Genomic DNA, 18,698 nt, shown 5'->3' with positions numbered 1-18,698 from the left:
CGTCAGGCCATGGTCTTCCCGAAGGTCTGACCGTGATCATCGCCTTCGTGCTCTTCGTTGTAGTGCTCCGGCAGCTCGATCGCCTTCTGCCCGAACCGCGCGTAGAGGGTGGGAAGCACGAAGAGCGTCAGCAGCGTCGCCGAGATCAGCCCGCCGATGACGACCGTCGCCAACGGCTTCTGCACCTCGGCACCGGCACCATGTCCGAGCGCCATCGGTACGAAGCCGAGCGATGCCACCAGCGCCGTCATGGCGACCGGACGCAGGCGCTGCATCGCACCAACATGCGCCGCCTCGGCGCGGTCCATGCCCGAACGGATCAGGTCCTGGATGGAGCTGACCATGACGAGGCCGTTGAGGACCGCGATGCCGGACAGCGCGATGAAGCCCACCGCGGCGGAGATCGAGAAGTCCATGCCGCGCACGAAGAGAAGCAGCACGCCGCCCACCAGCGCGAAGGGCACGCCGGTGAACACGATCGCGGCATCACGCACCGATCCCAGGGCGCCATAGAGGAGGAACAGGATCAGGACGAAGCAGGCCGGGATGACCAGCTTCAGCCTTGCGCTGGCCGACTGGAGGTTCTCGAACTGTCCACCCCATTCGAGATAGCTGCCCGGTGGCAGGCGCACCTGGCTGCCGATGGCAGCCTGTGCGTCGGCCACAACGCTTCCGACGTCGCGACCACGCACGTTGGCCTGCACGACCACCCGGCGCTTGCCGTTTTCGCGGCTGATCTGGTTCGGCCCGTCCACGACTCCGATGTCGGCGACGCTGGAAAGGGGAACGAAGGACCCGCCGGCGACCGGAACCTGGACCTGCTGCAGCAGCCCCAGATCCGAACGCTGCGCCTCCGAGAGGCGGATGACAACCGGGAAGCGGCGGTCTCCCTCGAAGATCTGCCCGGAGGTGCGGCCACCGAGGGTGGCGGTGACGGTGTCCTGCACATCCTGAGCGGTGACGCCGAGGCGTGCCATCGCATCGCGGTTGACGCGGATGTCGAGCATCGGGAGACCCGTCGTCTGCTCGACCTTCACGTCGGCCGCGCCTTGCGTCTTGCGCAGGATTGACGCGACCTGCTCCGCCGTCCGGTTCATGGCGGAGAAATCGTCGCCGAAGACCTTGACGGCGATGTCGCCGCGAACGCCTGCGATCAGCTCGTTGAAGCGCATCTGGATCGGCTGGGTGATCTCGTAGGCGTTGCCCGGGAACTTCGCGAGATTGCCCTCGATGCGCTTGACCAGATCCTCCTTCGCCAACTTGGGGTCGGGCCAGGCGTCGCGCGGTTTCAGGATGACGAACATGTCCGTGGCATTGGGCGGCATCGGGTCCGATGCGAGCTCGGCGGTGCCCGTCTTCGAATAGACGAACTGCACCTCGGGCTGCTTCGACATCATGCGTTCGATCGGCACCTGCATCGCCTGGCTCTGCTGGACCGACGTCGCCGGGATGCGCAGCGACTGGATGAGCAGGTCACCCTCGTCGAGCTGCGGCAGGAACACCTGCCCCAGCGTTCCGAACGCTAAGACCGCCAGGACGAGGCTGCCGACGGCCGCCCCGATCGTGATCGTGGGACGCCTCATGGCCCGATTGAGCCCCGGCTCATAGCGCTTCTTGAGCCAGGTGACGATGCGGCCGTCCTCCTCATCGACCTTCTTCGACAGCCAGATGGCAATCATCGCAGGCACGAAGGTGAGCGACAGCACGAACGCGAAGGCGAGCGCGATGATGACGGTGAGCGCCATCGGCACGAACGTCTTGCCCTCGACGCCGGTGAGCGTGAGCAGCGGTACGTAGACGAGTATAATGATCGCCTGTCCGTATACCGAAGGCCGGATCATCTCGCGCGCGGCAGCCGCCACGCTCGCGAGCCGCTCCTTGACGGTGAGCCGTCGGCCTTCGTGATGTTGGCGCTCCGCGAGCCTGCGCAACGCATTCTCGACGATGATGACCGCACCATCGACGATCAGGCCGAAGTCAAGCGCGCCGAGGCTCATGAGGTTGGCAGAGACGCCTGCCTTGAGCATCCCGAATCCGGTTAGCGTCATCGTGATCGGAATGACGAGCGCTGCGATGAGCGCCGCGCGGAAGTTTCCGAGCAGGAGAAACAGGACGACGATGACGAGGACCGCGCCTTCGCCGAGGTTGCGCGCCACCGTCCGGATGGTGGAGTTAACCAGCTCGGTGCGGTTGAGCACCGGCTGCACCACCACGTCCGGCGGAAGCGAGGCGTTGATCGTCTTCAGCTTGTCCGCGACCGCGGTCGCGACCGAGCGGCTGTTCTCACCGATCCGCATGATCGCGGTGCCCACCACGACCTCGGTGCCGTTCTCGGACGCGGAACCCATCCGGATCGCCTGTCCGGTGCGAACGGTCGCGACCTGATCGAGCGTCACGGGCACACCGTTGCGGGTCGCCACGACGGTCCGGGCCAACTCGCCGGTGTTGCGGACCAGAGCGTCCGACCTTACCGCCAGTCCCTCACCGTTGCGGTTGACGAAGCCGCCTCCGACACTGGTATTGTTCCGCTCGAGAGCGTTACCCAGTTCGGTCAGCGTGATGCCGAGTGAAGCGAGCTTCTGGACATCGGGGACGACCAGGAACTGCTTGGCATAGCCTCCGATCGAGTCGACACCAGCCAGGCCGGGCGTGTTCTTCAGTAGCGGGGTGACGATCCAGTCCTGCGCGGTACGCAGATAGGTCGCCTTGTCCTCCTCGCTCGTCAGCCGATCGCCCTCGGGGGTGATGTAGCTGCCGTCGGGCTGCTGGCCCGGCTCGCCGGGCTTGTGCTTGTCGTCGGCGCGGTGCTGCAGGCGGACGGTGTACATGTACACCTCGCCCAGACCGGTCGCGATCGGTCCCATTTCGGGGTTCACGCCGTCGGGCAGGTTCTCGGCCACGCCCTGCAGCCGTTCGCCGACCTGCTGGCGGGCGAAGTAGATGTCGGTCGCGTCGGAGAAGACGGCCGTGATCTGGGCGAAGCCGTTGCGGCTCAGCGAGCGGGTGTATTCGAGGCCCGGGGTGCCGGCGAGCGCCGTCTCGATCGGGAACGACACCTGCTTCTCGACCAGCTCGGGCGACAGCGCTGGCGCGCGAACGTTGATCTGCACCTGATTGTTGGTGATGTCCGGCACCGCGTCGATCGGCAGCCGGTAGAGGGAGAAGGCGCCGATGGTTGCGGCGATGACGGCGAGCAGCAGGACGAGCCAACGCTTCTCGACCGCCCATGTGACGATGCGGGCGATCATGATCTCAATCCTCTACCGCTTCGCTCTTGCCGAGTTCGGCCTTGAGCGTGAAGCTGCCGGTGGTGGCGATCTGCTCACGGCCGGTCAGGCCGGAGCGGACGATCACCGTGTCACCGGATGCGTCGCCGAGCTGCACCTGGGTCGCCTGGAAGCCGTTCGGAGTTCGTACGAAGACGACCGATTTGCCCTCGTCGGTCTGCACCGCCGTGGTCGGCACACGGATCGCACCGCTGCCGCCGCTGCCCGTCAGTTCGACCGAAGCGGTCACGGGTTCGCCGACGCGCCAAGTGCCACCACGATTGTCGAGCGTCGCGATCGACGGCACGAGGCGGGTCTGGGGATCGAGCGCTGGCGACACGAAGGTGATCCGCGCCGTCGCCTGCCGGCCCGCGGCCTTGACCGTCACGACGTTGCCGGGACGGACGCGGCCGGCATCCTCCGGCTTGAGGTTCAAAGCCAGCGACACCTGGCCGAGATTGGCGATGCGATAGAGCTCGGCATCGGCCGTCACGGTCTGACCGAGGGTCACGGGCCGTGCGATCACCTGGCCCGAGATCGGTGCGGCGATTCCCAGCCGGTTCAGTCCCGCCCCGCCGACGCCGGCTGCCGAAACGGTGCTCTGCGCCTGGGTCAGCGCGATGCGCGCCTCCGTCGCTGCGGTGCGCGCCGCGATCAGGTCCTGCTCGGGCGAGACCTTCTGCGAGAACAAGCGCTGTTCGCGCGCGAGATTGGAGTTCGCGAGCTGCAGCCGTGCACGTGCGGCCTGCACCTCGCCCTTGATCTGTGCGGCCTCCCGGCTTTCGATCACGGCGATCGTTTGACCTCGGCCGACGGTCTGCCCGAGATTGCGCGTGAGCGCGACCACCCGACCGGCGATGGCAGCTGACACGACCTGTGTGCCCTGCGGATCGCCTTCGATGATTGCAGGAAGCTCGATCGTTCCCGCACCTCCGACGATCGGACGGCCGATCTGGACTCCGGCTGCGGCGATCTGCTCCCGCGTGAGCGTCACGGCATCCTTCTGCGCCGGTGCTTCCGCCCCGGCGTTCGCCGACGCGCTGTTCGATGCCTCGTTCGCAGCGGCTTCGTTTCCGGCGTCGCTTCCACCGCCGCATGCCGACAGCAGGAGGGCGGCCGTCGCTGCGCCCACGAGATAATAGCTTTTCATCACTGGTTTCCCCCAACGGGCGCAGGGGCGGTCAGCCGCTCCACTTGCGCGCGTGCATTCTGGTAGTTGGCGAGCGCGTCGATCGCGGCGACGCGCGTCTCGGCGAGGGTGCGTTCGGCGTCGAGCAGTTCGAGTTGCCCGAACTTGCCTTCGCGATATCCGATGCGCGCGATCCGAGCCGCTTCCTGCGCGGCCGCCAAAGCCGGTCCGGACGCCGCACGCGCAGTCGTCGCCGCGTTCGCCGCCTGAGCCTGCGCGTCAGTGATGGCTTGCTCGATGTCGAGCGCCGTCACCCGGCGAAGAGCGTCCGCCTGGGTACGCTGTGCAGTCGCCTGTGCGATCGCCGCGCGGCCGTTGTTGAACACCGGGATCGGTATCGAGACCGTGAAGACGGCCGCGGTGTCGTTCGTCGCTTCCAGCCTGCGCAGCGCCGGACCGACGTTGATGTCCGGCACCCGATTGGCGCGCGCGAGCCTTACGCCCGCATCCGCGATGCTGAAGTCGGCATCGGCTGCGGCCAGCGCCAGCGTTCCGACCGTTCGTACCGGTGCCGCCGGCCCATAGGCCGCCGCGTCGGGCAATCGATCGAGCAACGTCTCGTCGAGACGGCCATCGATCGGCTGACCAATGCGTCGCGCCAGATTCGCCCGGGCCGCGTCGGAAAGTCGGAGCTGACGCTCGACGTTGGCCTCGGCGTTGATCCGCGCGACGTCGGCGCGCTGTTGTTCGAGCGGCGACGCCCGTCCGGCCTGCACGCGAACACTTGCCGCGCGGAGTGCGTCGCCCGCTATCCGCGCCTGATCCCGCGCCGTCGTCACCCGCCGCTCGGCTGCGACCGCTTCGACGTAGAGCTGCGTCACCTGCAACCGCACGTCCGCGGCTATGATGGCCGCCTGGATCTCGGCGCGTGAGAGTTGGGCGTTGGCAACTCCGACCCGGGCGCTGCGCTTGCCACCCAGTTCGATCGGAATGGCGAACCCGACCGTAGTCTCTGCGGCGCGCACGCCCCGATAGGGTCCGGAGCCCGTTATATTCTCAATCTGTCCTTGGAAGACCGGGTTGGGGCGCAATCCCGCAACGGTCCGGCCCGCACGTGCGGCTTCGATGGCAGCGGTAGCGGCCGAGGTCGAAGGCGCCGAGCCGCCGGCAGCGACGACCGCCTGGTCGAGCGAATAGATCGGTCCAGCCTGCGTGATAGGCGCAGGCGGCCCGGCTTGCGCGTGGGCCACCGAGGCGCACGACGCCGCAGCCAGCAAGGCTGCGCACAATTTCTGCATTGTCGAGGAATCCTAACGAATGTCGTCAGGCCGGGTCATCCCGGCCGGCAGCATCCGTCAGGCGTTTGGCGGCCGCAACGCCGGATCGACGGAACTCAGCGCCCGCACGGCGTCGAAACCGGGTTTGGGACGAGCGCCCTCGATATTGAAGGTGACCGGGATGGCGTCAGCCTGCGGAATGCTCAGAGCCTGTCCGTGACAGGTTCCATGATGATGCGGGATCGCCTTGTCGGCATCACCCTGCGACTGATCGGCATCACCATCTACATGGACGACGCCTGTGCATTCGATCGTCGTCGCCTGCCCCGGCACTTCGCGCGCGTGGACGGTCGCCGTCATCACGAGCGACGACGCCAGCAGGAGGAGCAGCAAGGACCAGGCGCGGGCCAGCATGGGAACGCGCCTATCACCATGACGACCCGATGTCATGCGTTCTCTCCGCGATGAGGGCGATTGTAGGCACTGGACCTGTCAGCAAAACGCCATGCGGGGATAGCATCCGCGAACACCCGCCACGCGGAGCGGAGGAAGATAATCGCAATGACGCCTCCGACCACGATGTCGGGCCATGCGGCACCTGTGAGGTGGACGAGGCTCGCTGCGATGAGCACTCCGATGTTTGATGCGACATCGTTGCGCGAACACTCGAAGGTGCTCGCCATGTTCACGTTCGCAGCGCGGAAACGCCACAACAGCGCCAGACACGTGAGGTTCGCTGCCAGCGCCGCCCCGCCGAAGCCGAGCATCAGCGTCGAAGACGGCGGCACGCCGTTGGCGATCTTACCGGCGATTTCGACGAGGACGGCGATGCCGAATACCAGGATGAGGCCGCCCTTGGCGATCGCCGCTCCCGCCTCCCAACGTGCGCCACGATTGAGTGCATAGAGGCTCAGCCCATAGACCACGGCATCGCCGAACATGTCGACAGAGTCCGCCATCAGCGCCGACGAGCGGGCCAGCAGCCCACCACCGAACTCGATGGCGAACATCGATAGGTTGATGACCATGACGACGATCAGCGCGCGTCGCTGCTCGGCCTTACGGCCAAGTTCCGCGATCGTGTCGCGCTTTGCTGAACAACAGGCGTCCGCCATCATCGTGCTCGATTCGTTGGGTCGGACCCCCTATATGAACCCTCATCCCACTAGAGGGTCAAGGGTCTGTGATGAAGATCGGTGAAATAGCAAGATTGACCGGGTTGAAGGTCGAGACGGTACGCTTCTACGAAGCGGAAGGATTGATCGGGGCGCCGATCCGCAGCGGAGGGAACTACCGCGTTTACAACGGCTCCCACCTGGATCGCCTGTCGTTCATCAAGCGCTCGCGCGATCTTGGCTTCACCCTCGACCAGGTGCGTGACCTTCTGCGGTTAGCAGACGATCCGCGCGGCTCCTGCGCGGAGGTCGATGCGATCGCCGCGGTTCACATCCATGAGATCGATCGCAAGCTCGCCGATCTCGCCGCGCTGAGAACCGAGATCGTGCAATGGGGAGCGACCTGCGACGCGACAACGATCGCCGATTGTCGGATCATCGACGCACTTTCGAACGCTGGCTGACTAAGCCTTCAGGCCGTCAGATGCTGGTATAGGACCGTGCCCCATAGACGCGGCGCGATCGCGTCCCTATGTTGTCCACATGGCCACTGTTCTGACCCCTCGCGAACAGCAAGAGACCGCCTCGATCGCGTGGCAGCTTGGCGGTTACGATGACATGTTACGCCTCGAGCGGGAGCTCAAGGCTATGAAGGCTGCGGGCAAGCGCCCTAAGATGGTCATTGACCAGGCGACCGGTAAGCGGAAATTGGTCGAGGCCTGAGCCTTGTTCTCACTGACGCTGGCCGTTGTCACAGGCGTTGCAATCCTCCTTCCTGGCTTCTTCGCAATCCTGCTCTGGAATACCCGCGCCCCCCGGTACGCCGTTGCGCGCCCGGATCTGCCGGTTAACGCATTGAGCGTGCTGGCGATCGGGGTCGCCGTTTCCCTGATCGCGCACCTGCTGACCGGGCTTGCTATCGGGCTGGTGCAAACGCTTCTGATCGACGTCAGCCGCTTCTTGCCCGCAGATTACCGGACGCCCGCGGTCAATCCGATCGGCACGTTGCTGATCGTCGCGCAGGGTGGGCCAAAGGCAGCCGCGTTGAGCGCTAGTGATCTGGTGTGGGGCATTTGCGCACCGATTTTCTCGACGCTGGCAGTCGTCATGCTGATGGCCGACGATGCACTCGATGTCGCTACGGAAGGGTGGGACTTTGGCGGGCACGGCTGGGCCTACACGCATATCATCAAGCCTACGCAGCACGGTCATCGCCCGATCGCCTATGTGCTGACCGATCTCCAGCATGACGGACTTGGGGTCGGCTATCGCGGCGTGGTCGCCGACATCCGCCAGAGCAGCGATGGCCAAACGCAGAGCATCAGCCTGGCCTCCCCTGCTCGCTTTCTTTTCGAACTCAAGCCCGGCACGTCGCGACGTTGGACGCCGTCCAGCGAGCCTGCGCTGGTTCGCTACGCGGAACGTCCGGTCGGAGACGTGATCAGCCTCGACCAGAAGGTCATCCACGATATCGTGGTCTCGACGCCGGCCACCGATCTGTTGCGCGAGCTGCGCGACCTCGACACGCAGCGCCAGCATGGGTGATTTCTTGACCTTCATTGCTCCCAAGGCGCTGCTGTGGATCGGTTTCGTCGTCAGCATGGTGTTGACCGGCCTGTTGGTCGCGCTCGCGGCATGGGCAGTCGCAGGTCCGTGGTGGCCGACGACGCTGGTTCAGAACGGCTTTCGCCGTCATCGTTCCTGTTGGGCGCTGATTCAGGCATTCGCCATTGCCACGCTTCCCATCCTGCTGCTTGGCGAACACGGCGTCGGCGTGGGGGCCTTGATCTTCCTGGTTTTCGCGCCACGATACGTTAACTGGCGGGTTCGCTGGGGCGCCTGGCACGATGACAACGAGGCGACCCGCACCACCGCCCGCACGATCCGCAATCGCCTGCGGGACCGACAGGAAGAAGCTGCGATGCCACCAGGTGCCGGCCCATGGCCGGAATATGTAAACGACGTGGTTCGCGCGACTAGGGACCAGCTTTATACGCCACCAGAGACGGTAGTGCCACCTGATGCCCTCCCTAGCTGACATAGGAATCGCAGCTATGTCATCCGCGCAAATTCGTGATTCCGAGTAACTAGTTCAGCCCGAGCTTGGCAAAGAAGGCCTCGTTTCTCAGCCGGGCATCATGAAGCAGCTTGTTGTAAGGCAGAACCTCAACGACGGCATTGTGGATGGGCGAAAAGCCAAAGTACCCCTCGCCATCCGCACTTTTATTCTGAGCAATCGACATTGATACAACCTCGACCAGCTTTGGCGTAAAATCAGCGACGACGAAGCAGATAAATCTGGTGCTGGGAGGAATAGGTTTGCGGAACCTGCCGGTGCGATCCTTGAACGCTCCGCCGTTCCGCATGATGTTTACATATTCAAGCACCTGCGTGACCGGGTTGTCGCTATGACTGTAGTTGGGTCGGCCGGGTCGCTTGAATTCGACAATGATAATCGGTTCGTCAGTACCTTCACGGTCGAACGCCAGCGATCGATCGAAAACAACGGCGACGTCCGGTTCGCGGGTACTGTCGCTGTCGGTGAGAAACGTTGTGAAGGGCTTGTCGGACTTCAAATAGGAATAGAAGGCTAGTCGATCATCCAGAATCCATAGGTTATGGTCTTCATAGTCGAGCGCTTCGCCATCCGAGCGGATCGGTATGATGAGGTCATGGACGATCTCCTCACGCAAGTAGTCTCGCTTCTCCGGATCGACGTACGCCAGCGAACTGTCGAGGAGATCGAGGATCTCCTTCCGCTTAACGACATATTCGGCGAGCGACGCTTTCTTGTCCGAGTTGATCGCACTGGCAACCTTCTGCACCCGGTCGACGACCTCACTGGCATTGCCGGCGGATAGTGCCTTTATCTCGCGCTTCGTCTCGCGTTGCTTGCGTCGACGCTGGCGCGCCAGCTCGATATAAATATCCTCCTCCGACTTGGCGTTGAGCGATAGATGCTCCTCGACGAAAGCCGGGATATTGCTGGCGACGGCCAGAAACTGCGGGTTCTCACGTACGACGCGCAAGGTAATACCGGCCTGTTTGGTGCGAACCTGTTCGATATAGGGCGCTAGGTGTCGCTTGGCAGCGTCGACCGCCGCCTGATGCAGGCTGCGATAGTCATCTTCGCGGAACGTGAAGTTGGTGCGCTCCTGATTAACGTGGCCGTTCAGGTAGTCGCCTGACACCAAGCCGATATAGACGGAGTCGCTATTTTCACCGATGTAACCAAGCCCAAGCTGATTATCGATTTTCTCGTCGCGAACAACGCGGCCATCGCCCACATACAGGTTCCAGTGCTTGCCGCCGTCGTGCAGGCGCAATCCCTTGTTGAGCAGGATGTGGTACATATCAACGTCGATCGGTTCTTCCCCGGGCTCGAGGACGACTTTCAATGTCTCGGGCGTGTCGGACTCGACGTTGCTGCTGTAAAAATCGAGCAGGCTGATCCGCTCGGCACGATCAACAAGCGTGAAGGATGGCACTTCATAGCTGGCGAAGTTGCGCAGGAAATGACCAATGATGTGCGCGGCTATCGTGTCGACCTTGCGAGGACAATGCGCACTGTAGGATTGCACGTAAGGCTCCAGCCGCACTTTCGTGCCGATGGTCGGGGTCGCACCCGCAAGCCGCAACTCATGGCCAATCAGCGGACTGGCGTCGTTCTGGGCGACAGCGAAGTCGAACGACCGGTGCAGCGTTGAGCCGCCTTCGCTGAAGCTGCTGTTGACGTGCGTGTTCTGAAACACCTTCAGCCAGGAAAGGCGACCCACCCCCTTACCGCCGCGGCTGATCTTGCTGGCGGTATCTGCGGTGCGGAACGCGCGCCAATTGTCGGTGTTCAACCCGATCCCGTTGTCTTCAATCAGGAAGCCAGCGACCGGTGGGTTTTCGTCGTCCGAGCTGCTGCGTAGGATCGTCACCGTGATGACGCCCTTCGCCGTCGCCTCACGATCCCAGCGCGCCTCGATGGCATGGAACGCGTTGGCGATTGCCTCGAACAACGGGAACAGCGCGTTCAACGGAGAGGGCGCGAAACCAAGGTTGCGCACGCGGCCTGCCAGGCTGAACTGGAAGTCATCGGATGTGTCGGTCTTCACAGCGTCCCCTCGCCCTTATGCCTATGCGACATCCTCGCCAACGCCAACCCATCCCTTCCGCGCCTGCTCATTACGCAAAGCCTTCGCCGGCGTGATTGCGGAACGCCTCCTGATCGCGAACATACTCGCTGAGCATCTCGAGCGACTTATGGCGGCTGTGCTCTTTCATCTTAAACAAATTGGCACCATGGCGACCCGCCTCGGTCAGGAAGCCGGCGCGCAGTGAATGGCCTGAGAAAAGTGCCGGATCATAGCCGGCTGCGGCTGCGCGCGCCTTGACCACCAGCGCCACTGTTTGCGGACTAACTGGCTTTTCGGTGAGGCGGCCGTGCGGTGTGAGACGGCGGAACACGGGCCCCTCGGTGATGCCCGCGACCTCCAACCAGGCGCGGTAATGGCGCACAGGCTCCATGCGACGACCATCGAGGACCGCGACGCTCTGCCCCTTGCCCTCCTGATCGCCCTTCGAAAACGGAATCGTGACCAGCAGCCCGCGTGGATCTTCGGCCACATCGGCGATGTCAATCGCGACCAGCTCAGAGCGGCGGAACGCCCCCATCATGCCGATGCTCAGCAGCGCGCGATCCCGGTAGTCGATGAGGGCGGAGCCGGTGATATGGCGCACCATGTCACGCAGCACGTCGCTGTCGGCCGGCCGCTTCTTCGCCGGGCGATCGCTGCGTTTGGCGTTACGGATACCCCGCATCACGCGATCCAGCGCGGCCGCGCCGGCTTGTACGGTTGGCGGTTCGAGCTCAGCGGCGCGGTGGGCAAAGACGATCGCGGCCAGCCGCCGACCGATGGACGACTTGGATAACGGTCGCCCATTCGAATGGGTGCTACCGTCTCTGGCAAGCTCGCTTAGGAACGCAGCCGTGACAATGGGTGAAGCCGGGAGTGAGGCGTAGCCGCGTGTGTCGCACCAGGTCGTGAACAGTCGCCAGTCGGACCGATAGGCACGCAAGGTCGCATCCGCCGATGCGCGCGCCAGGAAATGGTCGACCCGGGCGCGGTCGCTCTGGTTAAGATCCGGTGCGAGATCGATTGACGCTGGCGACAGATCGATCGGCCCGATCGCGAGAAGCGCGCGGCGCTCCGCGGCATCATCGCCGATCATACTGGACCGTCATGCACAGGATCATAGAGAGTCACGTCCTTGTGCCATGACAGCGTGCCCTCCTGACGTAGCCAATGACCAAGCGGGCGCACTCGAGCCTTGTCACCAAAGGGAAAGATACCGGACTGGTGCTCGTAGATCGAGACGCTGGTCCAGCTTGCGAGGTGAGGTGTCGTCAGCGCTCGCTTCCCAAAGGCGATGGCACCGTCATCGCTGTCTTCGCGTTGATAGTGCTTCAGAAAAGTTCGCCCCGATCGTTCGCGGGGCCGGCCAAAGATGAAGTCGTAGCCATAGACAGTATCCCCCTGGCCATCGTTTGGTGGGCCGTCGATCTTCAGATGCTCGTCCTGCAGCTGGTAGCAGGTCAGGCACCGCTCCATGGCGATGACGTTACCGACACATTCCGGATACACACACTCGTCTCTGCTAACGTCAGTCGTCGTCTGGCAGACGACGCAGCTTAGCTCGGTCTCGCCGGGCACCTTGGCGGCAAACTGGGCTAGCTTTGGGAGATCCACCGCATAATCGTACGGCGTGGCCTCAAAGCAGGCAGGACAGAGATAGGCATGCTGCCTGGGATTGAAGCCGAAAAGGTCGATCGCCTCCGCGGGTGTGAGGAATTCGATGGCACAGGCCACCTGGCCGACAACGGCGCTGTAGACGTGGTCATCCAGGCCGAAGATGGCGAACTTGCTCTCCCCCTCCATCGCAAACAACCGGTCAACCCATGATGTCTCCGCAAAAAGCGCGTTTGCCGCCATTAGGATGGTACGGGTGACCTCACCCGCAGTGAAGGTTACGCGCGGCGCCGAATGCATGATGCGGTTGCGGTCTTTGCGAACCGCGGTCCAGAAGGTGTTGAACGCCGGGTCCAGCGGCGGGTCCGCAACGCTGTTGTGCACGGCTACGAGCTTTGACGCCTCGAGGCTCGGCAGCTCGCCAAACGATGTTGCCCCCTTCGCCGCCTTCGGGCTCCAGTCGGCTGGATCGCCAAGGAGGAGGTATGGCGACACGCGCGCGATCCGGCCCTTGAGGCCGAGCTCCATCGCTTGCTGGATAAGGCTGTAGGCGTTCGACAGTGCAGGCTGCACACTTCGCCAATAGTCGTCGGTCGCCTCCGCATCCCCACTGGCACCAACTCCGATGGACCACGCGTCGTGCGCGTCCATGGTGATCTTCCATGCCAGGTAGAGCTGATTGACGCCGGCATCGTGAAATTCATCCGGCGTCGGCACGTCGATGATCACTGTTTCGGCTCCGTTCCGACCCATAATTTTGCCTGCCACCTTGCTAGCAGGAATCAGGCTTATCGCTAGTAACTATTGTGGCTGTCGGGATCGATGGCGGCTTGCGTTTACCCCCTCGCCTCTTCGCTATCATGGTGGCATATATAACTCCTAATGCCACCACACGCGGGCTTTGCCATATGACGCTACAAGTTAACATCACACCAAATGGTCGTATGAGCCTGCCGGTGGGCATTCGAAAGCGCCTAGGGCTTGAGGATGGCGGTGCGGTCCTTGTCGAAGAAACGCCGGACGGAGTTATCCTGCGCACCGTGGAGCAGGCGGTGGCAAAGGCGCAAGCAATCGCCAAGCGCTACGCACAACAGCCCGGCGCGTCGGTCGATGACTTTCTTGCCGTACGGCGCGAGGACAGCGGCGAATGACCCATGTCGTTCTCGATGTCTCGGCGATCCTCGCACTGTTGAAAGGCGAGCGCGGTGCCAGCAAGGTCGGCAGCGTGATTGCGGATGCCTCAGTGTGCGCGATCAATCAGGCGGAGGTCATCAGCCACTTTGTTCATCTAGGCGCGCCGCTTGACGACGTGCGGGCGATGCTGGCGGCCCTGCCCTATACCGTCGTCGCGGCGGATGATGCGCTCGCCTGGGATGCCGGTAACCTGCGCGCTGCCACCTCATCGGCCGGGTTGTCGCTGGGCGATCGCTTCTGCCTCGCTTTGGCCAAACGCCTCGGCGTCGCGGCGTACACCGCCGACAAAGCGTGGCGCGACATAGCAGGCGACGTGGCCGTGAAGATCGTGACTATCCGGTAGGTTGTGAGGTGCACACCGAACCGCCCCCATCTGCCGCACTTGAGGCGTGGCTCGATGCCAACGGGACGATCGAAGATCGCTACGGTCACCTCCTGCTCGAACAGATCAAGCCAATCGACAAGAGTCTGATCGACGCTCTTCGCCCGTATTTTGAGTCAGCTCATCTCGACGCGCGCGAACATTTTCATAAGCAGGTCGGCATCGACCTTCACCCGGACGCTGGGGCGGCGGGAGCCCATGCCTGCTATCCAGACTGCCTGCCGGCCGTCGCCCGGCGTGGCCTATTTGGCGAAGTAGTCGCCGGCTTGGTAACCCAGGCCTATGCAGAGGAACTCGTCGGCGAGCATCAGTGGTCGGTCCCGATCTTCCTTTTCCGCTTCCATGCCGATGTGGAGAGCTATCTGTGGGACCTTCGCTACGATCCATCCCGCAAGCGCCAGGTATTCGGTCGCTTCGGTTCCGACTTCGTCGGGGTACGGCTCGACGCGGCCGGGAACGTGGTCCGGGTCATCGTCGGGGAAGCAAAGTGGCGCGCCTCCCTTACCAACTCGGCCGTCGCCGCCCTCCTCCATGGCGAGAAGAACCTGAAAGATCCGACTACGGGCAAGAATGTCCACAACGGTCGTGGCATTTGGTTTGAGGTGAATCGGGATAGCGTCGTTCCGAAGGGCTTGCGTCAGCTGCAGCGCCTGCTGGAGCTGCGGGATCCCGTGAATCATGCGACCGCCATTGCGTCCATGGACGCCGCGATCACCGCGACCGTACCCACGCTTGCTCGGACGAACCTCGTTGTGATCGCCGGCAACGCCGCAGCGACCCGCAAGAAACTGAATGTGCTGATCCCGTGGAAGAAGCCGCCGGCAGACTACACCGCCCCGCATGACTTGCAGGTTGTCGAGTTGATCCTTGAAGGCGGTGAGGCGCTGATCGACGGGCTGTATACCTCTATGTGGAAGCCCTGACGCCATGTCCGAAGAGATGCGGCGTGCCGTCGCAGAGCAAGTTCGCACTTCGCTGGCCATCGAAAACGCGTTATCCCGCCCACAGGCTCGCGCCTTCGTGCGTTGCTTGCAGACGACCTGGCAGGTTCCCACGATCCATTGGTCGGCGCGTGAGTCTGAGAGTCAGCTGAGTGACGCGCGCCGTCTTCTTCATGCGGCGCACATTTTCCGCACAGTGGATGGGCCGACGTGCCCTGGCGCTATCGACTGCTATCGCCGCACGGGCGAACTGCTTGAGTGGTTGGCGCGGGCAGATGACGGCCTGCGCACGATCGTACCAATCGAATTGCTCGCGGCCGGTGCCTACCAACTTGGCGGTTTGCCGGCGATGGCAGCCGGCTTGCTCGCCCAGGTGCCGTCCGATCAGGATGGGGTCAGCCTGCTCGCTGCCTTCCTGCGCGCCGACTTCGACGATGTCATCGCGCGCGCCGCTAATTTCTGGAGCGAGCACCCACATCTCACCCAGCCTGACCAGGGAACGTTGCTCGCAACCGCGCTCCTCGAATCCGACGAAGCCGGCGAGGATGGCGATCGCGTCACCTGGTACTTCACCATCGAATTAGTTCGCACTGTCGGCCTCATCGCCGACTGCCTCCGCCGCGGTGACGATCCACGCCTGGATCGCGCAATGGCCAAGTTGCGCGCGCTCGACGAGATGGCAGCTCGGACCTTCAGCGACGATGCAGCGCTCGTTCTTTCCCTGATCCGGGATGTGGCCGATCGCTTCGTTGCCGCCTCCATCTACAAACCCCTGCGCGCATTAGCTGTGCTCCGGCCAGAGCGGCTTTCCAAGCTCACCGATTACGCGCGTGACCAATTCAGTCGCGGGCGCGGTATCCTTTGGACATCGCAGCTGCAGGGACTGGAACGGCTACTACGCGACGACTCCTTCGCGCTTTGCACGCCGACCGGATCAGGCAAGACGTTGGTGGCCAACATGGCGATCGTCAAAGAATTGCTCCTGCGTGCGGAGCCCGCAGCGATCGGACCGTTGGCGCTTTATATCGTTCCCTCTCGCGCGCTGGCGAACGAGGTCGAGGCGAAACTGACCTCGGAGCTTGGTCGAGAGTGCCTGATTACGGGTCTGTATGGTGGCGCCGACTGGGGCATCACGGATGCCTGGCTGACGACCGACCGTCCGGTGGTGCTTATCGCTACGGTCGAGAAGGCTGACGCGTTGATGCGCTATCTCGGGCCCATCCTCATAGCGCGCATCAAACTCCTCATTATTGACGAAGCCCATCAGGTCGTACCCGACGCTGACGAGTCCACCCGCGTAAGCTTCGCGGAGCATAGCAATCGGGCCATCCGGCTCGAGACGCTGGTTTCGCGTATCGTCGCGCGACAGCCGGAGGTCGTACGCATCGCGCTCACCGCCGTTGCAGGGGGGGGCCGCACAGCCCGTTGCGCGCTGGATCGAAGGCCGCGGGGATGCTCAGGCCGTTGGCGTCCGCTATCGCAGCACCCGCCAGGTTATCGGGGTGCTGGAGACCGCAACGAACGCATCAGGTCGTATCCTGCTCGACCTCATGAACGGCCGCCCGCTTTACCTCCGGGGCGAGGAAGACCCGGTGTATCTTCCCCTCCGCGTTGCACCGATGCCTCAGCTTCGCTCGCAGTGGCGCAACAGCCTCAATCGCTTCAACACGTTGAGCGTTTTGTGGACCGCCCTGCATCTCGTAGAGGAGGATCAGCGCATCCTGATCTCGGTCGCGCAAGAGCCCGAACAAACGATGCGCTGGTACAAAGAAGCGCTTGAGCTGCCAGCTTGGCAGGCGATCGTCAATTTTACGCCGCCCCGGGGCCGCCGTGGTGAGCGCTTTGACGAGGCGCGAGCCGCTTGTCAGGACTATTGTGGAGCCGATAGCTTCGAGCTTTTCCTGTTGGAACGGGGAATTGCCACCAGCCACGGTCAGATGCCGCAGCGTCTCCGTCGGTTGATGGTGGAGATGATCGATCAGCGTATTTGCCCGATAACGGTCGCGACGGCGACATTGACGGAGGGTGTGAATCTTCCGTTCGATCTCATATTTTTGACCTCACTGAAGCGCACATCGTGGGATCCAGTCGAGGAGGAGCAGATCATCGCTCCGCTTAGTACGGCGGAGTTTCGCAATCTTGCCGGACGCGCTGGGCGACCTGGTGCATCGCGAGGGATTGAAGGACTGACCCTGGTCGCTCTGCCCCGCCAAATTTCAACCACTGCCACTGCGAGCCGCCCCATACAGCGTCGTCAGCTGGCAACCTTGAGTACGGAATACGACCAGCTGCGTGATGCGCTTGTAATAGAAGAGCGTGATGCCGATAGTGTGCCCAGCCCCCTGGCGATGCTGCTGGAACTGATCTGGGATCGCGCGCATCGGCTGCTGCAGGTATCGCCAGACGACTTCCTCAACTGGCTCGAGGCGACGGCGCCCACGACCGTCAGCGCAGCAGCCGGCACTGGAGCGACCGACCCTCGTGCCCGACTTGCGGATGCCATGGATGAGCTTGATGGCTTGGCGTTGGCGGCCGTGGAGGAACTTCAGCAAAGCGATACTGCTGCAATGTCGCGCGCGCAGATCGAGGCACATCTGAAAAGCGTTTGGGAGCGCACGTTCAGCGCAACAGCAACCGCCCAAGAAGCATGGCTTGAACAAGCATTTATTCGTCGCGGTTCCGGCGTAGTCACCCAGCTCTACCCTGACCGTGCCGAACGCACTCGCCTCTACCAATTTGGCTTCACACCGGTGATTGGTCGCCGGTTCGAGGGAGTAGCGACCGCGATACTTGCGGAAATCAGCAAGGCGGTAAACTACGGGACCGCTAGTCCAGAAGAACGGATCGACGTGTTCGAGCGGATCGGCGATCTCATCAAGGACGATCGCGGCTACGGTTTCCGCGTCCGCCGGACCGATACCGATGAGCGTCTGCTTGACCGCTGGAATGACGTCCTTGGGTGGTGCCTCAACGAACCTGATGTAACACCCCCTGCCCCCGATCAACTGCGATCTTGGCAGCGTTTCGTCGCCGACAACCTCGAATACCGTCTTGGTATGGCGTTGGGAGCCGTCGTTGCGCAGGCTTGGTCGCTGGGGGCAGCCGATCCGTTAGCCATCCCTAGCTTGAGTGATTGGAAGGCTACGACCGGTCTTCCGTGGTTCGGCTTTTGGGCACGGGAACTCCTACGCTGGGGTACGCACGATCCATTCATCGCCTTCTGTCTATCTCAGGGTTTGGCGAAGACACGGGATGAAGGCGCGAACCGCCGCGCCGACTTTAATCGCTGGCTGACATCTGCTGAACCAGCCCCCGAACCGGACGCGTTCATCGATCCGCAGCGCTTCCTCGAGTGGCAGAGGTCACTCGCCAGGAAGGCCACCGAGGACAAGCCGACTGCGCAGTTTGACGCCGTGCTGACCGGCACCAACGGACAACGCGGGCACTATGCCGTGGTACCCGTACTGCGGGATAATGAGGTTGTTTGGATCGACCCAGCGGGCTTTGAGCTTGCGATCACTCCGTCGGCACATACACTTAGCCGAAAAGCACGCCGGAGCGACTACGCGCTCAACACCGGTTCGGCTAACCCCACCGTGTCACGGCGCTTTCGTCCGGCGTAGTCCCTCGCGGCGTTCCCTAAGAAGCCAAACTTA

Annotated in this window: 16 protein-coding genes; 8 read left to right on the top strand and 8 right to left on the bottom strand. The window is 63.1% G+C overall.

Features of this window, described 5'->3' with window-relative positions; all coding sequences use genetic code 11:
* Nucleotides 1-2: 2 nt before the first annotated feature.
* Genes SSA01S_RS11340 through SSA01S_RS11320 form a run of 5 tightly spaced genes read right to left on the bottom strand, consistent with a single transcriptional unit; the run spans nt 3 to nt 6,787 of the window.
* The gene (locus SSA01S_RS11340; protein WP_043061459.1) at nt 3-3,248 is read right to left on the bottom strand and encodes an efflux RND transporter permease subunit; all 3,246 of its coding nucleotides are present in this window, start codon (nt 3,246-3,248) and stop codon (nt 3-5) included.
* A gap of 4 nt (nt 3,249-3,252) precedes the next feature.
* A complete protein-coding gene (locus tag SSA01S_RS11335) occupies nt 3,253-4,416 on the bottom strand; it encodes an efflux RND transporter periplasmic adaptor subunit (protein ID WP_043061460.1) in 1,164 nt (387 codons plus the stop codon).
* Complete coding sequence (locus tag SSA01S_RS11330) at nt 4,416-5,693, bottom strand: TolC family protein (RefSeq protein ID WP_043061461.1); 1,278 nt, start codon at nt 5,691-5,693, stop codon at nt 4,416-4,418. Before SSA01S_RS11330 ends, SSA01S_RS11335 begins: the two co-directional genes overlap by 1 nt.
* 57 nt (nt 5,694-5,750) lie before the next feature.
* Nucleotides 5,751-6,086 carry a hypothetical protein gene (locus SSA01S_RS11325; RefSeq protein ID WP_061780451.1) on the bottom strand — a complete coding sequence of 112 codons (336 nt, stop codon included), beginning with the start codon at nt 6,084-6,086 and terminating at the stop codon, nt 5,751-5,753.
* A 32-nt stretch (nt 6,087-6,118) separates the two neighbouring features.
* On the bottom strand, nt 6,119-6,787 hold the full coding sequence (locus tag SSA01S_RS11320; protein ID WP_043061493.1) for a cation efflux transmembrane domain-containing protein: 669 nt from the start codon (nt 6,785-6,787) through the stop codon (nt 6,119-6,121).
* A 71-nt stretch (nt 6,788-6,858) separates the two neighbouring features.
* On the opposite strand from SSA01S_RS11320, the gene SSA01S_RS11315 reads away from it, so the two are divergent.
* The 4 genes from SSA01S_RS11315 to SSA01S_RS11300 all read left to right on the top strand — a co-directional run bounded on the left by SSA01S_RS11315 (nt 6,859) and on the right by SSA01S_RS11300 (nt 8,825).
* Entirely contained in the window at nt 6,859-7,251 is a 393-nt protein-coding gene (locus tag SSA01S_RS11315) for a MerR family transcriptional regulator (RefSeq protein WP_043061463.1), read from the top strand.
* A gap of 79 nt (nt 7,252-7,330) precedes the next feature.
* Nucleotides 7,331-7,510, top strand: a complete 180-nt coding sequence (locus tag SSA01S_RS11310; protein WP_043061464.1) for a hypothetical protein — start codon at nt 7,331-7,333, stop codon at nt 7,508-7,510.
* Between the two features lie 3 nt (nt 7,511-7,513).
* Nucleotides 7,514-8,332 (top strand): hypothetical protein, encoded by an 819-nt coding sequence (locus SSA01S_RS11305; RefSeq protein ID WP_156477764.1) that lies wholly within the window; start codon nt 7,514-7,516, stop codon nt 8,330-8,332.
* On the top strand, nt 8,325-8,825 hold the full coding sequence (locus SSA01S_RS11300; RefSeq protein ID WP_061780449.1) for a hypothetical protein: 501 nt from the start codon (nt 8,325-8,327) through the stop codon (nt 8,823-8,825). Before SSA01S_RS11305 ends, SSA01S_RS11300 begins: the two co-directional genes overlap by 8 nt.
* A 49-nt stretch (nt 8,826-8,874) precedes the next feature.
* Here the strand turns inward: SSA01S_RS11300 and SSA01S_RS11295 are convergent, their stop codons facing one another.
* The 3 genes from SSA01S_RS11295 to SSA01S_RS11285 all read right to left on the bottom strand — a co-directional run bounded on the left by SSA01S_RS11295 (nt 8,875) and on the right by SSA01S_RS11285 (nt 13,254).
* On the bottom strand, nt 8,875-10,890 hold the full coding sequence (locus tag SSA01S_RS11295; protein WP_043061467.1) for an ATP-binding protein: 2,016 nt from the start codon (nt 10,888-10,890) through the stop codon (nt 8,875-8,877).
* 70 nt (nt 10,891-10,960) lie between these two features.
* A complete protein-coding gene (locus SSA01S_RS11290) occupies nt 10,961-12,007 on the bottom strand; it encodes a site-specific integrase (protein ID WP_043061468.1) in 1,047 nt (348 codons plus the stop codon).
* Nucleotides 12,004-13,254 (bottom strand): hypothetical protein, encoded by a 1,251-nt coding sequence (locus SSA01S_RS11285; protein ID WP_133178092.1) that lies wholly within the window; start codon nt 13,252-13,254, stop codon nt 12,004-12,006. The genes SSA01S_RS11290 and SSA01S_RS11285 overlap by 4 nt, the downstream gene beginning before the upstream one ends.
* A 179-nt stretch (nt 13,255-13,433) precedes the next feature.
* Here SSA01S_RS11285 and SSA01S_RS11280 point away from each other — a divergent pair, with 179 nt between their 5' ends.
* From SSA01S_RS11280 to SSA01S_RS20080, 4 genes are read left to right on the top strand one after another with little or no spacing between them, the layout of a single operon-like run.
* On the top strand, nt 13,434-13,676 hold the full coding sequence (locus SSA01S_RS11280; RefSeq protein ID WP_043061471.1) for an AbrB/MazE/SpoVT family DNA-binding domain-containing protein: 243 nt from the start codon (nt 13,434-13,436) through the stop codon (nt 13,674-13,676).
* Nucleotides 13,673-14,062 (top strand): type II toxin-antitoxin system VapC family toxin, encoded by a 390-nt coding sequence (locus SSA01S_RS11275; protein ID WP_043061472.1) that lies wholly within the window; start codon nt 13,673-13,675, stop codon nt 14,060-14,062. Before SSA01S_RS11280 ends, SSA01S_RS11275 begins: the two co-directional genes overlap by 4 nt.
* An 8-nt stretch (nt 14,063-14,070) precedes the next feature.
* Complete coding sequence (locus tag SSA01S_RS11270; protein WP_043061473.1) at nt 14,071-15,024, top strand: hypothetical protein; 954 nt, start codon at nt 14,071-14,073, stop codon at nt 15,022-15,024.
* Nucleotides 15,025-15,028: 4 nt separating this feature from the next.
* On the top strand, nt 15,029-16,822 hold the full coding sequence (locus SSA01S_RS20080; protein ID WP_232479914.1) for a DEAD/DEAH box helicase: 1,794 nt from the start codon (nt 15,029-15,031) through the stop codon (nt 16,820-16,822).
* The last annotated feature ends 1,876 nt before the right edge of the window (nt 16,823-18,698 follow it).

The organism is Sphingomonas sanguinis NBRC 13937, from assembly GCF_001591005.1.
Taxonomy (GTDB): domain Bacteria; phylum Pseudomonadota; class Alphaproteobacteria; order Sphingomonadales; family Sphingomonadaceae; genus Sphingomonas; species Sphingomonas sanguinis.
Note: the sequence above shows the minus strand (reverse complement) of the source record. Positions and strands in the feature narration are given on the sequence as shown.